Below are 14,003 nucleotides of genomic sequence, written 5' to 3'. Positions count from 1 at the left end.
AACCGATCACGGTAGCAAATTATCTTATTAAAATCATCAACTACTATTTCGGAGATAATAGAGATAAGCCACAAGTTCCTTGGAGGCAATAATTAATGATGAAAAAGATTATTTTTAATTGTAAGAATGGCTTTTTGCGTCAACATTCGCATAAAGCCTTGCGAGAATGCCTCAGTTATGAGATATTTCATGGTAACGAGAAACTAAATATTTCATTTGGAAAGCGCAAAGCTTTGGTTGGGTATGCCTACAATCATTGTCCTTTTTATAAGGAATACTACGATAGTAAAGGTTTTCATCCCTCAATGTTGAAAACGGAAGCCGATTGGGAGAAGGTGCCTGTATTGGAGAAACAGATGATAAGGGGGCATGGGGAAAGAATGTTTTCCGACATCGCAAACAGAAGTAGGCTTTCTCCTTCAAAGACAGGAGGCTCGACAGGAAAGCCCTTGGTGGTTTATAAATCGAAAGACGTGCATTTTGAGGTCTTGGCATGGAGGGCATTAAGTTGGTACGGTGTGGCACCTTGGATGAATGAAGCTATCGTACATCGCCGTGTTCCTGTGACATTCAAAGAGAAACTTATCAACAGAGCGATGTGGTGGCCTACCCAGAGGGTATACTTGAGTGCTACCAGAATATCAGACAAGAAGCTTGCACGATTTGTTGATGAGATAAGGCTGAAAAAAATCAAATGGATAGTAGGCTATTGTGGCTCTTTAGAATACGTGGCAGATTATATCCTAAAAAACAATATAGGCATTTCGTGTGTGAAGTTGGTTTGGTCTACCAGTTCCCCTCTAACCAAAATCGTAAGAGAAAAGTTAGAGAATGCATTTAATTGCCCGGTGATGGATCAGTATGGATGTTGTGAAATGGGAAATATCGCCGTACAAAAGCCGATGGAGGATTGCTTGACAGTCAACAATGATTATGTTTGGGTGGATATAGTAAATACCGAGGGGGCAAACGTTAGGAAAGGCGATTTGGGCGATGTATGTATTACAGACCTTAATACGCTTGAATTTCCTTTGATAAAGTATCGTCTTGGAGACAGAAGTCGATTGTTGGAGAGTTGCAAGGAGTCGGCAGACGGTTTTCAAAAGATTGCATTTGTGCAAGGACGCACAAGCGACATGCTTTATCTGCCCGGCGGGGATGTATTGGATGGTTCTTTCCTAACTACTATCTGCGACAACTATTCAACTCACATATCCTGTTATCAGATATACCAGTCTGCTGATTATAACGTGACTTTTAGGGTCGTCCCTAAAAGTTCCGACCAATCCCATCTGATTATAATAAACAAAATTACCAATGATTTCCGCTCTCTCGTAAAAAATGTGATTGACATAAAGGTCATTATCACCGATTCGATAGAGGATTTTGCCGGAAAGCGGAAGTTCATCATCAGCGACATAGCATTATCAAAATTACAAAAATGAAAACACTTCATTCCGGCTCACTCAACGTGAATGCGGGGGGGCCTGCGATGAGTATGAGTCTGACATTAAAGGGGCTTGAAAAGGCAGGTGTAAAGACTGTAGGCTTGTGCGAAGAGATAGCTTCGGACGGCAAACTGATCGCTCCCGACCTAAATATCCGGTTCACACACAGAGGCAAGTATGGAACATTTGCATATGTGGATAACATTTATGAATGTTTGAAAAAAGAGGCGGATGTGGACATTTACCATATCCACGGCACATGGATGTATCACGGACTTGCAGTTTCCCGATATGCTCATAAAACAGGAAGAACATACGTAGTTTCGCCTCGTGGAATGCTTTATCCGCAGGCGTTGGCACATCATGCTTTACTGAAAAAGGTAATGATGGAGTTTTACCAAAAGGATGTTTTTTCTGAGGCAGCATGTATTCAGGCTACCTGCAAGGAAGAAATGGAGCATTATCGTGCGTTGGGTTTCAAGAATCCGGTGGCGGTGCTACCCAATCCGATAGACATCAACGAAATCATAGACCGAGAGATTCCGAACAAACCGATATATAAAGTAGGTTATCTCGGACGGCTGCATCCACGTAAGCGGGTGGAGCGGTTAATTTATGCGTTTAGCGAACTTAGGGAAGAACTGAAAGACTGCCATTTGATGATAATCGGCGGCGGTGATGAAATATATCGGGCTTTCTTGGAGGCAGAAGTGAAGCGATTGGACGTGAAAAATGTGGAGTTTACCGGGTTTCTGACAGGAAAAGAGAAAGATGATGCGATAACGGGGCTGTCACTTCTTGTCGTACCCAGTGACTTTGAGAATTTCGGGAACATCGTGACGGAAGCATTGGTAAGAGGTGTGCCAGTCATAGCCTCGAAAGGAATGCCGTGGCAGGAACTGGAGGAGTGTCATTGCGGATGGTGGATAGATAACGACCAAAATAGTATTAACCAAACATTGTTGGAGGCCGTTACCATTCCGAATGAAGAGAGACTGCGTATGGGTATGAACGGTAAGCGGCTGATGCGCGAGAACTACTCCGTAGAGGTACTTGGCGAGAAGATGAAGCGGCTTTATGAATGGATATTAAATGGAGGTTACAAACCGGAATTTGTGTATGAGTGAAACGAAGATTGATCTATCTAAATATCACAACGCCCTGAACTGGCGCCACCAGTTGGTGCGGTTGCTGTGGAATATGGTGTGGGGATTGCTCGCCCGTCCATTGCCACGAAGCATGGGGAGTGGATGGAAGCGTTTTCTGTTGCGGTTGTTTGGGGCAAAAGTCCATTCTACTGCCGTGGTGTATTCCTCGGCCAAAGTGTATTACCCTGCCAACTTGGAGATGGATGCATATAGCTGTTTAGCCTCGGAGGTGGACTGTTACAATGTGGCTCCGATACGAATCGGAGCGAATACGACCGTGTCGCAAGGAGCTTACCTGTGTACGGCGAGCCATGACATAACCAATCCGCTGAATCCGCTGATTACCGCTCCCATCGTGATAGAAGATCAGGCATGGGTAGCTGCCGGCGCTTTTGTTGGTATGGGAGTTAAGGTCGGACAAGGTGCGGTTGTAGGGGCACGGGCAGCAGTATTCAAGGATGTAGAGGCTTGGACTGTCGTAGGCGGAAATCCGGCTAAAGAGATAAAGAAGAGAATTTTAAAATAACAACTATGGTATATAATCCGGTACAAACTAATTCTATGCCCTTTAAGTGCAAACTTAAAAATATAGCGTGGAAAGTGATTAATAAGACAATCTTCCGTTTTACCCCCCCCTATTTAACAATATTTAGGAAATACAGGGTGCTTTTGGTAAGATTGTTTGGTGCAAAAATAGACTGGAATGTTTCCTTACATCCTACAGTGACGATAGATTATCCTTGGAACTTAGAAATGAAAGACAGATCCTCATTAGGAGAACATTGTTGGGCTTATGCGATGGCATCCATTTCTATAGGCAAATTGAGTTGCATCGGGAAAGATGTTTATCTATTGACGGGTAGCCATGATATTGAAAAAAACACTTTTGATTTGGTGACTAAACCGATTGTTATAGGTGATGGTTGCTGGATTGCGACTGCTTCTACCGTGTTGCCAAACGTGACAATCGGTGATTATAGCGTAATAGGTGCTAATTCTGTTGTATGCAAAAATGTAGACAGTTACTGTGTCGTGGGTGGCAATCCCGCAAAGTTTATCAAGAAACGAATTATCAAGGAATAATCCTTCTTTTCAATATCTCTATGCCACATTGCATCTGATGTGGCACAATTCATCGTGAATTTATGTTAGATATTACTGTTATCATCCTCACTTACAACGAGGAAATACATATCCGCAGGTGTTTGAAGAACGTGAGGCAATTTGCCTCGAAAGTATATGTAGTGGATTGCTTCTCTACGGACAAAACCGTTGAAATAGCTAAAAAAATAGGTGCAGAGATTGTGGAACACGAATGGCCCGGCAACCAGGCCGAACAGTTCAACTGGGCTTTAGAGAATCTTTCGATTTCCACCAAATGGGTGTTGCGCTTGGACGCAGATGAATATCTGCTACCTGAATTAGTGGAAGAATTGCAATCTAAATTATCGACATTACCGAAAGATGTAACCGGCATCATCTTTAACCGTCGCCATATCTTTATGGAGAAATGGATGAAGCGGGGCATATATCCGGTGAAACTGTTGCGGGTATTCCGATATGGCAAAGGGATGTGTGAACAGCGATTGATGGATGAGCATATCCAATTGGCCGAAGGCCGTGCCGTGGAGTTTGAACATGATTTCTGCGATCATAATCTGAATGACTTGTCTTGGTTCTGCCACAAACATGTGAACTATGCCATACGTGAGGCTGTGGACTTGCTGGACATTGAACTGGACTTGACCGGTGCGGCCGAGACGGATGAGAACAAGAACATAAGCCGACAGGCACAGAGCAAGCGAATGAAGAAGCATAAATACGTCCGTCAACCTCTGTTTTGGCGTTCCTTTGCCTATTTCTGTTACCGCTATTTTCTGAAAGGGGCTTGTTTGGACGGTAAGGTTGGTTTCATCTGGACTTTCCTGCAAGGCTGGTGGTATCGCACGCTGGTAGATGCCAAGGTATATGAAATCAAGAAAGCTTGTGGTAACGATAAAGAAGAAATCAAGCGCTTCCTGAAAGACAAATACAATATCACATTATAAATATCGAGTGAAAGTATCAGTAGTCAATGCAATGTGGAATGCTGGTGTGACTATTCGTGACACTTTGGAAAGCGTGCTCAGTCAGACCTATCCCAATATAGAACATATCATTGTGGATGGGGGAAGCACAGACAATACAATGTCATTGATCAGGGAATACGAGTCTCGGCATAATGGCAGGATGCTGTACGGTAATCACAATTACAAAAGACAAACTTTTGACCTTATCGTAAAGCCTATTGTTATTAAAGATGGTGCATGGGTTGGCGCTCAATCCACTGTTTGTCCCGGAGTAACGATGCATTCGCATAGTGTTCTTTCTGTCGGTTCCATAGCCTCTAAAGATTTAATGCCATATTCGATATATCGAGGAAATCCAGCTGTTAAAGTCGCAGAACGGGTAATGTCCGAATCATAGTCAAACTCTTCGCCCGAAATCAATTCAATTTAATCTGATGAAAATAACAATTGTCACCGCTACATGGAATAGCGGTGCGACTTTGCGTCACACAATGCGGAGTGTGTTGTCACAATCCTATCCAAATATAGAGCATATCATCGTGGATGGCGGTTCAACTGATAACACAATGGAAATCGTGCATGAATTGGAACCTGAGTATCAAGGTTGCTTGCGCTATATCAGCGAGAAAGACAAAGGGATATACGATGCCATGAACAAGGGTATCGCAATGTCTACAGGCAATATCGTAGGAATACTTAACAGTGATGATTTCTATACCAGCGATAGTGTACTTTCTACAGTGGTATCCGCATTTGAAGATGGTAACATAGATGCTGTTTACGGCGATATACATTATGTACAAGACAATGATTTACAAAAGTGTACCCGTTATTACTCTTCGAAACTTTTTCATCGCCGTTGGATGCGTCTCGGCTTTATGCCGGCCCATCCCAGTTTTTATTGCCGCAAAGAAATATATGAGAAATACGGCGGTTTCAATTTGTCGTACAAAATTGCTGCCGATTTTGAATGTCTGCTGCGATTAATATTCGTCCATAAGATACGGCTTCGATACATCCCGATGGATTTTGTAACAATGCGTACAGGAGGTGCATCGACCAGCGGATTGTCTAGCCATAAACAAATTTTACGGGATCACCAACGGGCATTCAAGGAGAATGGAGTTTACAGTAATGTCCCGCTTGAATCGTTGAGATACATCTACAAAGTATATGAAATTATAGCAACTAAAGTCTCTCGAAAATATACATCACAAATTTGAAATTTATATGAAGACAGCATTAATCACTGGCGTTACCGGGCAGGACGGCTCGTTTCTTGCCGAGTTCCTGTTGGAGAAAGGTTATGACGTACACGGCACCATACGCCGCTCGTCGGTGGACTACCGTGAGCGTATCGCCCACCTGGAGGGGCATCCTAATTTCCACCTCCACTATGCCGATCTCGGCGACTCGATGAGTATCCTGCAAGTGGTGAAAAAGGTAAAGCCTAACGAAATATACAACCTTGCCGCACAAAGCCATGTACAGGTATCGTTCGATTCCCCTGAATTCACCGCAGATGTCGATGCGACCGGCGTATTGCGTATCTTGGAAGCAGTACGACAGTGCGATTTGACTGAAACGTGCCGTATTTATCAGGCTTCCACTTCGGAACTTTACGGCAAGGTGGAGGAAGTTCCGCAGAACGAGAACACTCCTTTTCATCCCTACTCTCCATACGCCGTGGCGAAACAATATGGATTTTGGATTACAAGGGAATACCGCGAGGCGTACAATATGTTCTGCTGTTCGGGTATCCTGTTCAACCATGAATCAGAACGCAGAGGCGAGACATTCGTCACTCGCAAGATTACCCTTGCCGCTGCCCGTATTGCACAAGGCAAGCAGGATTGCCTTTATTTGGGCAATCTGGATTCGTTGCGAGACTGGGGCTATGCCAAAGACTACGTGGAGTGCATGTGGCTGATTCTTCAGAACGACAAGCCGGAAGACTTTGTGATAGCCACCGGTGTACAGCACACGGTGCGTGAGTTTGCCACGCTGGCATTCCACTATGCAGGTATCGAACTTCATTGGGAAGGTGAAGGTGTCCATGAAAAAGGTATTGACATGAAGACAGGGAAAGTAGTGGTGGCCGTAAGTGAAGACTTCTATCGTCCTACGGACGTGGTCAACCTTTTGGGTGACCCGACCAAGGCAAAGAATGAACTGGGCTGGAATCCTCAGACCACCTCTTTTGAAGATTTGGTGAAAATTATGGTGACGCATGATATGCAGAAAGTAGCTGCTGAGCATGTGGCCAGTGTGATGAGAACCAATCTTGCCGAATATCTTGAAAAAGGAATCGTAAAATAATCGACAATGACAATGGAAAAGAACGCAAAGATATATGTGGCCGGACACCGGGGAATGGTAGGGTCGGCCATTGTCCGCGAACTGAAGCGGCAGGGATATGAGAACATTATCACCCGTACCCATAAAGAACTGGATCTGACCCGTCAGGATGCCGTAGAACGGTTCTTCGCCGAGAAAAAACCGGAATATGTTTTTCTGGCAGCTGCCAAAGTGGGCGGCATCGTGGCGAACCAGTCCGCATTGGCCGACTTCATGTACGAGAACATGATACTGGAGATGAACGTGATTCATGCGGCTTGGAAAAACGGCTGCAAGAAACTGGAATTCCTCGGTTCGTCGTGTATCTATCCGCGCATGGCCCCGCAGCCGATGAAAGAGAATTGCCTGCTGACCTCGGAATTGGAGAAGACCAACGAGGCGTATGCTCTGGCGAAGATTTCCGGACTGAAATACTGCGAATACCTGAACCGGCAGTACGGCACGGACTACATCAGCGTGATGCCTACCAATCTCTATGGACTGAATGACAACTACCACCCCGAACACAGCCACGTATTACCGGCACTTATCCGCCGTTTTCACGAGGCGAAAGAGGCCGGACTGAAAGAGGTTACCTGCTGGGGCGACGGCAGCCCTTTGCGTGAGTTTCTCTACGTGGACGACCTGGCGAACCTGTGCGTGTTTCTGATGAACAATTACAGCGGTAACGAGACGGTGAATGCCGGAACAGGAAAGGAACTGACCATAAAGGCTCTTACTGAACTTGTGGCGAAAGTTATCGGCTATGAGGGCGAAATCAAGTGGGATACCGCAAAACCCAATGGCACTCCCCGCAAACTGCTCGACGTGTCGAAAGCCGCTTCGCTCGGTTGGACCTATAAGACTAATTTGGAGGAGGGCATACGCCTCTCTTATGAGGATTTCCTGAACAATCCGATGAGGGCGGAGCGATAACACGATTAAAAAAGATTTATATGCAAATCATACTATTATCTGGCGGCTCGGGCAAACGTCTGTGGCCGCTTTCCAATAATACGCGGTCCAAACAGTTCATCAAGCTGCTGACTGCGCCCGACGGCTCGAAAGAGTCGATGGTGCAGCGTGTGGTGCGGCAATTACGGGAAGCCGGTATCTGCGATTCTATTACCGTGGCAACAAGCCAGTCGCAGTGGGATGTCATCATCAACCAGCTTGGAGACGAGATTCCTGTAGTTACGGAACCGGAACGCCGCAATACATTCCCGGCTATCGCTCTCGCAAGCTCGTATTTAGCATACGAACGTAAGTGCCCCACCGATGAAATCGTAGTAGTTATGCCTTGCGACCCTTATACGGAAGCCGGCTATTTCGAAACAATTCGCAAGATGGTGGATGCCGTAGCAAACGATATGGCAGAGCTGGTATTGATGGGAATCAAGCTACATACTCATCGGCAAAATACGGTTATATAGTGCCCGTGGCAGACGATACGAATACGGAAATTTATAAAGTATCCCGTTTTACGGAAAAACCGGATGTGTCGACTGCTGAGAAATTTATTTCGGAGGGTGCTTTTTGGAATGGGGGAGTGTTCGCTTTCCGGCTGGGATATATGACAGAAATTGCAGCCCGATACATCAAAACCGATAATTTCGCAGAAATTCGTTCACGCTATGGAGAATTTCCGAAAATCAGTTTTGACTATGAAGTTGCCGAGAAAGTCCAATCCGTAGCCGTTATTCCTTTTGCCGGAGAGTGGAAAGACCTTGGTACATGGAACACGCTGACAGATGAACTATCGGAACATGCCACGGGAAATGTTGTCATGGATGACGACTCCGAGAATACACACGTCATCAATGAGCTTGAACTGCCAGTCATGTGCATCGGTACACGGAATCTGGTTATCGCGGCATCGAACGACGGAATCCTGATCTCGGACAAGAGTAAGAGCGAAAACATCAAGACCTACGCCGACCGTCTGCAACATCGGCCTATGTTCGAGGAGCGTCGCTGGGGCGAATATAAAGTGATCGATACAGCAGAGTTTCCCGACGGTTATAAATCTTTTACCAAGCAACTGAAAATCAAATCCGGTAAGTGTATCAGCTATCAGGCACACCGCCATCGTGATGAAGTATGGACGTTCATCGACGGTGAGGGGGAATTGGTACTCGACGGTGTCCGGTCGGTTGTCGGCCGAGGCGATACGGTTACGATCAGGAAAGGTGTCAGACATGCGGTCAAGGCTATCTCCGATTTGACCTTCATTGAGGTGCAGTCCGGTGATCAGCTCGTCGAAGATGATGTCGAGCGGTTCGACTATAATTGGTAACTATATGGTTTATAGTTTGTTTGCATTAATAATAACCAACGATCTAAAAACAGTAAAGATTAAATAACTAATCAATAGAAAATGAAACCTCATAAAATTTTGATTACGGGAAGCTTTTGTTCCGGGAAAAGTACCTTAGTGAATGCATTAGCATCACATTTAGAAAATGTATATGTAATACCTGAAGTAACACGTGAAGTTCTTGCCCTTTACGGCAAAGTTGATTGGAGTCTCCCGGAATTACGGGATTATATATTGATTAAACAACTGATTGAAGAAGAGAAAGCGATGAAATCAAATGCAAAATATATAATTGTAGACTCCGGGATAGTGAGTTTTTTAGCACATGATAGGGTTTTACTACCCGGTGATAATCATCGTCAGGATGTATTGGCATATTTTCATCATAACCCCTATGACTTGGTTTTTGTTTGCGATCACAACGAGGTTGACATTGATGATGATGGTCAACGATATACAGAAACAGATTTACGGAATTATATTAACGAAAAAATAATAGAGGTATTACAATTTTGTAAAATCAATTATCAATACATTGTTGGTACGAGAGAAAGCCGACTTGCAAATGTTATAGATCATATCATAAAATATGAAACTAATGGAGTCTTTAGATAATCCTAAAATTTCCAATGGTATTACAGTTGCCTCTTTCCTACTTGAAGCTATTGATTTTTTCATCCTTCACTGGTCTCCTATTCTATCGATCATTCTAATCGCAGTATTGGGAATTACAGTTTTTATTCAAACTTCAAAAAGAAAAAAATTAAATCAAATAATTACGGAAAAAGAGAGTAGAAATACCGACCTTTCCAATCAAATTAAACAGCTACAAAATGAAAAATCAAGCTTGCAATCAGAATGCAATGAATTAAAAAATGAACATTCTACATTACAACAAGAATATAAGAAAATTATAGGAATGAGAACAACGCATTGGGAATCATTGACAAACGAGACTCGTTATGTCATTATCGAAAATCGTTTTTCAATTTTTAATGCATTGGCTTTATGTGTCGAAAAGATAAAAGATATATTACCTGCCGATAGAAGTAAATATCGGATTACGATTGTTCGTCCCTTATGTGATGAAAGATTCGAATTGTTGTGGTATTTGGGGAAAGATGACATATATAATTCCAATCTTTTAACATGGAAAAAAGAAGAAGAAGAAAACGAAGGATTTTTCTCAAAAGGATTACGGGAAATCAGTGTCGATGTACCATATAAAGTCTATCGTAAAAATGATACCTCATATAGCAGTATGCCAAGAAAACACAAATCAACGTCTGAATATCATTTTATGATCCCATTAAAAGATACAAAATATCGTACATCTCAATTTCCTCAGAAGTGTATCGGATTAATCTCCATTGGAATCCCTAAAGAATATGATTTCTCTGAACAAGAATATTATTCATTTTACGAAAAGATGTATCCGTATGTTGCTAATATAGAATTATTCATTCAAACGTATATTCTTTTCAAAAATAAGATAGATATATTGTGTCGTGGATTGACTGATATGCCATGAAAAAGAGAATAGAAAATATTTTTACGGGAGTAGCCAGCAACATCGTTTATGGATTGTTGTTATTACTTGTCACTTATATTGGTCTTAAGTTTGATGATAAAAGTCTTGATGATTATTTACATTCTTATTCTTTCTATATAATACTGATTCTTATACTCATCATATATATTGAACTATATTGGATTATCAGATTAAAGAAACGATTGCAATCAGCCTTGAATAAGAAAGCCAAAAGGATGCTAGATGCTGTCCAATGCATGGTTATACATCCCGAAAGACCAATATCAGAATTATTGGAACCTTTTATAACTGCGATATATGAGGAACTTGGTGAACATAAGAAGTACAAAATAACCATTGTGCAACCAGTAGAAGGGGGTAGATATAGGCTACTGGCAAGCAGAGGTATTTATAGTATGCAAAAAGTAGACATAGAAAAAGAGTATCATTGGAATGATCCAAATAGTAATTTTATGTTTACAACAGCTCTAAGAGAAAAGAAAGAATATGATATGAAACCTAAAGATGCTGTTAATGATATGCGTCGGGAAGAGACAAGTGAACCATCTGCTTCACATTTTATTATAGCCTTAAAGCATGATAAATATACTTCATTTCACAATCACTGTATTGCATTAATTGGAATAGGCATTCCTAAAGATTGTGATTTTGATTATAGGGATCAAGCTAAAAAGAAAAGATTCTATGATTCTATATATCATATAATTAAAGAAAAAGAAATCATCATATTATTAGAACACGCATTAATACCATAAAGTATGAAAATATCAATAACTGGAGATTTGGGCAGTGGTAAAAGCACTGTTGCCAAACAATTAGCTAAAGATTTAGGCTTCGACTACATTTCAACAGGAACCATATTCAGAGAAATTGCCAAGGAGTATGGAATTGACGTACTCAAATTAAACAAATTAGCCTTGACGGATACGTCTATTGATGATCGTGTTGATGGAAAATTAAAAGAATATAATCAACACCCTACAGGTTTAATCATCGATTCCAGATTAGCATGGCATTTCATTAATGAGTCCATAAAAATTTATTTTGAAGTAGATCCATTGGTCGCTGCTCAACGGGTATTTGGTGATAATAGCCGAAATAATGAGCAGAAATACCCAGACATTAACTTAGCTTACCATGCTCTTCAGGACCGAAAAAGAACAGAAAATCAACGCTATTTGGATCGGTATGGAATCGATTGTGATCACATTGGCAACTATGATCTAGTCGTCAATACTTCGTTATCCGATGTCCCATCCATATGTGATCTGCTTGCTAAAATAATTGCAAATTATCCCGGTACACCGGTCGCAAAATATTGGCTTGATCCTCGAATATTGTATCCCACCGAGAACATCCGAGTTTTAGCCAGAGAAGAGACTAAAATGCTCAAAATTGATATCAGGCAAAACGAGTATGATAAAAAATACCCTATAACATGTATCAAAGTTAATGGCTATTATTTTATTTGGGATGGACATAAAAGATGTAGTGCTGCCATCGAGAATGCAATCGCTTATGTACCTGTCCAAGTAATAGCGATAGATAACCAAGAAATCCACCCGGGACATAGTGCAGTAAAATTTGTGGCTGGAAATATTGATATGAGAAAATATTATGACTGGGAGGATGCACATAATTTTCAATATTTATCTTACCCGAAAGTAACCGAATAAAATGTATATAGACTTTTTGGAGCGAAGCTTTAATTCAGAAAAAACGAATACGCTTCTTTCTTGTATACAGGAAGATGTCTCAAAACAGATATATTTGTATGTAAGTAACAAATGCAATCTGTCCTGTCACCATTGTTACTTAGGAAAAAACATCGAAACAGAAAATTGGGATGTACCAACGATAAAAAACTATATATCGCAGTTGGTTGATGAGGGGTATAATCGTATCAAAATAACAGGAGGAGAACCATTCCTATATACGGAACTTAGAGATTTGTTGGGATGTATCTTCGAATATCCATTTGAGGAAGTTCAAATTGAAACAAACGGGACTATCTTAAACGAAGAAATCATTAATACATATTTAACCCATCCCAATGTAAGATTAAGTATCAGTCTTGATCACTATATTCCTGAAGCACACAATCAATTCCGACATGGTACGGGAGCATTCGAAAAATCTGTTCGGTTTATCGAATATGTACTAAAACGTGGAATTAAGACGAGAGTAACCACAGTCTTGTATCGAGGGAATTATAAAGTAATAAATCAAATTATCACTCACATTCACGAGATGGGTGCCAATGAACATCGAATTATTTTCAATATCCACCCGTCAGGAAATGCGGAGATGCACAAAGGAATTGAATTGTCCTTGGAAGAATGTATGGAAACATTGGACATGGTAACACAATCTCCATTCTTTTATTCGGACCATTTAATCCTTTCTTTACCGCCAGCTTTCCTACCTTATGAAAAAATGCTGAATTTTAAGGCTTGCGGTTGGGGGCGTAATGTACTCGGAATATTGCCAAATGGAGATTTAACAATGTGTTATGGAAATTATACGAAAGATATTCCTGCCGGAGGAAATATACATGATGTCACCGCTAACGAAATAAAGCATCAGCCGTATTTTAAACACCTCAATGTGATAAGAGATCAACCACAAGGGATTTGTGGAAATTGTATCTTTTATTCTTTGTGTCAGGGGATGTGTAAACTAAGTAGTTATACGCACTATAAAAACCTTAACGCTCCATATCCGTTTTGTCAAAGAGCTTATGATTCCGGCATATTTCCGTCGTATGCGATAAAGAATCCACATACAAAAGTGGAATACAAATCATCTGGTAATGTTAATCGTTTAATTCATGACAATGATTCCGATTGAACGAGTTATAATCGACGCTCCCTTTAGTTCGCTGCTTGAAACTCAGAACATAGAAGTACCACCGACTCACTCTATTTTGGTAAAAGTGAATATGTGTGGAATATGTACCTCGGAACAACGTGTTTTTAAAGGAACGGCCAATAAGCCATATCCATATTGGGGAGGTCACGAATTATTCGGATGTGTTGAAAAGATTATCTCCAAATCAAAATTTAACCCTGGGGATTATGTGGCATTGTCTTTAATGCGAGATGTGGGATATGTCGCTATTGCCTGGCAGGT

General features: G+C 41.6%; 14 protein-coding genes and 2 pseudogenes. All 16 read left to right on the top strand.

Features of this window, described 5'->3' with window-relative positions; translation table 11 throughout:
* Window positions 1–95: 95 nt before the first annotated feature.
* Window positions 96–1,445: a phenylacetate--CoA ligase family protein gene (locus JCM16496_RS02275; RefSeq protein ID WP_025832045.1), complete on the top strand. Its 1,350-nt coding sequence runs from the start codon at window positions 96–98 to the stop codon at window positions 1,443–1,445.
* A complete protein-coding gene (locus JCM16496_RS02270; RefSeq protein ID WP_025832043.1) occupies window positions 1,442–2,575 on the top strand; it encodes a glycosyltransferase in 1,134 nt (377 codons plus the stop codon). Before JCM16496_RS02275 ends, JCM16496_RS02270 begins: the two co-directional genes overlap by 4 nt.
* Window positions 2,568–3,122 carry an LbetaH domain-containing protein gene (locus tag JCM16496_RS02265; RefSeq protein ID WP_025832042.1) on the top strand — a complete coding sequence of 185 codons (555 nt, stop codon included), beginning with the start codon at window positions 2,568–2,570 and terminating at the stop codon, window positions 3,120–3,122. Before JCM16496_RS02270 ends, JCM16496_RS02265 begins: the two co-directional genes overlap by 8 nt.
* A 5-nt stretch (window positions 3,123–3,127) precedes the next feature.
* The gene (locus JCM16496_RS02260) at window positions 3,128–3,679 is read left to right on the top strand and encodes an LbetaH domain-containing protein (protein WP_025832040.1); all 552 of its coding nucleotides are present in this window, start codon (window positions 3,128–3,130) and stop codon (window positions 3,677–3,679) included.
* Window positions 3,680–3,741: 62 nt separating this feature from the next.
* Window positions 3,742–4,644, top strand: coding sequence for a glycosyltransferase family 2 protein (locus tag JCM16496_RS02255; protein ID WP_025832038.1), 903 nt, complete (start codon window positions 3,742–3,744; stop codon window positions 4,642–4,644).
* A gap of 7 nt (window positions 4,645–4,651) precedes the next feature.
* Window positions 4,652–5,062, top strand: a complete 411-nt coding sequence (locus tag JCM16496_RS02250) for a glycosyltransferase (protein ID WP_025832037.1) — start codon at window positions 4,652–4,654, stop codon at window positions 5,060–5,062.
* Between the two features lie 37 nt (window positions 5,063–5,099).
* Entirely contained in the window at window positions 5,100–5,888 is a 789-nt protein-coding gene (locus JCM16496_RS02245) for a glycosyltransferase family 2 protein (RefSeq protein ID WP_025832036.1), read from the top strand.
* A gap of 7 nt (window positions 5,889–5,895) precedes the next feature.
* Complete coding sequence (gene gmd, locus JCM16496_RS02240; protein ID WP_025832035.1) at window positions 5,896–6,984, top strand: GDP-mannose 4,6-dehydratase; 1,089 nt, start codon at window positions 5,896–5,898, stop codon at window positions 6,982–6,984.
* Between the two features lie 12 nt (window positions 6,985–6,996).
* Complete coding sequence (locus JCM16496_RS02235) at window positions 6,997–7,938, top strand: GDP-L-fucose synthase family protein (RefSeq protein ID WP_025832033.1); 942 nt, start codon at window positions 6,997–6,999, stop codon at window positions 7,936–7,938.
* 20 nt (window positions 7,939–7,958) lie between these two features.
* Window positions 7,959–9,298 (top strand): annotated as a pseudogene (locus tag JCM16496_RS24835) (sugar phosphate nucleotidyltransferase).
* Between the two features lie 81 nt (window positions 9,299–9,379).
* Window positions 9,380–9,934 carry an AAA family ATPase gene (locus JCM16496_RS02225; RefSeq protein WP_025832031.1) on the top strand — a complete coding sequence of 185 codons (555 nt, stop codon included), beginning with the start codon at window positions 9,380–9,382 and terminating at the stop codon, window positions 9,932–9,934.
* Window positions 9,909–10,850 (top strand): PilN family protein, encoded by a 942-nt coding sequence (locus JCM16496_RS02220; RefSeq protein ID WP_025832029.1) that lies wholly within the window; start codon window positions 9,909–9,911, stop codon window positions 10,848–10,850. The genes JCM16496_RS02225 and JCM16496_RS02220 overlap by 26 nt, the downstream gene beginning before the upstream one ends.
* Window positions 10,847–11,626 (top strand): hypothetical protein, encoded by a 780-nt coding sequence (locus JCM16496_RS02215; RefSeq protein ID WP_025832027.1) that lies wholly within the window; start codon window positions 10,847–10,849, stop codon window positions 11,624–11,626. Before JCM16496_RS02220 ends, JCM16496_RS02215 begins: the two co-directional genes overlap by 4 nt.
* Before the next feature lie 3 nt (window positions 11,627–11,629).
* Window positions 11,630–12,547, top strand: coding sequence for a (d)CMP kinase (cmk, locus tag JCM16496_RS02210; protein WP_025832025.1), 918 nt, complete (start codon window positions 11,630–11,632; stop codon window positions 12,545–12,547).
* 1 nt (window position 12,548) lies between these two features.
* Window positions 12,549–13,721 carry a radical SAM/SPASM domain-containing protein gene (locus tag JCM16496_RS02205; RefSeq protein ID WP_025832023.1) on the top strand — a complete coding sequence of 391 codons (1,173 nt, stop codon included), beginning with the start codon at window positions 12,549–12,551 and terminating at the stop codon, window positions 13,719–13,721.
* A pseudogene (locus JCM16496_RS24830) lies at window positions 13,702–13,950 on the top strand (alcohol dehydrogenase catalytic domain-containing protein); the annotation flags it as partial. The gene JCM16496_RS02205 and the pseudogene JCM16496_RS24830, both read left to right, overlap by 20 nt.
* Between the last annotated feature and the right edge of the window lie 53 nt (window positions 13,951–14,003).

Origin of the sequence: Bacteroides rodentium JCM 16496 (assembly GCF_000614125.1) — a bacterium.
GTDB lineage: Bacteria > Bacteroidota > Bacteroidia > Bacteroidales > Bacteroidaceae > Bacteroides > Bacteroides rodentium.
This window is presented reverse-complemented; position numbering and strand designations above follow the sequence as displayed.

Coding starts and splice junctions, on each gene's coding strand:
- JCM16496_RS02205 (WP_025832023.1), top strand. CDS start 12,549: ATGTATATAGACTTTTTGGAGCGAAGCTTTAATTCAGAAAAAACGAAT.
- JCM16496_RS02225 (WP_025832031.1), top strand. CDS start 9,380: ATGAAACCTCATAAAATTTTGATTACGGGAAGCTTTTGTTCCGGGAAA.
- JCM16496_RS02275 (WP_025832045.1), top strand. CDS start 96: ATGATGAAAAAGATTATTTTTAATTGTAAGAATGGCTTTTTGCGTCAA.
- JCM16496_RS02245 (WP_025832036.1), top strand. CDS start 5,100: ATGAAAATAACAATTGTCACCGCTACATGGAATAGCGGTGCGACTTTG.
- JCM16496_RS02270 (WP_025832043.1), top strand. CDS start 1,442: ATGAAAACACTTCATTCCGGCTCACTCAACGTGAATGCGGGGGGGCCT.
- JCM16496_RS02220 (WP_025832029.1), top strand. CDS start 9,909: ATGAAACTAATGGAGTCTTTAGATAATCCTAAAATTTCCAATGGTATT.
- JCM16496_RS02265 (WP_025832042.1), top strand. CDS start 2,568: ATGAGTGAAACGAAGATTGATCTATCTAAATATCACAACGCCCTGAAC.
- gmd (WP_025832035.1), top strand. CDS start 5,896: ATGAAGACAGCATTAATCACTGGCGTTACCGGGCAGGACGGCTCGTTT.
- JCM16496_RS02235 (WP_025832033.1), top strand. CDS start 6,997: ATGGAAAAGAACGCAAAGATATATGTGGCCGGACACCGGGGAATGGTA.
- cmk (WP_025832025.1), top strand. CDS start 11,630: ATGAAAATATCAATAACTGGAGATTTGGGCAGTGGTAAAAGCACTGTT.
- JCM16496_RS02255 (WP_025832038.1), top strand. CDS start 3,742: ATGTTAGATATTACTGTTATCATCCTCACTTACAACGAGGAAATACAT.
- JCM16496_RS02260 (WP_025832040.1), top strand. CDS start 3,128: ATGGTATATAATCCGGTACAAACTAATTCTATGCCCTTTAAGTGCAAA.
- JCM16496_RS02215 (WP_025832027.1), top strand. CDS start 10,847: ATGAAAAAGAGAATAGAAAATATTTTTACGGGAGTAGCCAGCAACATC.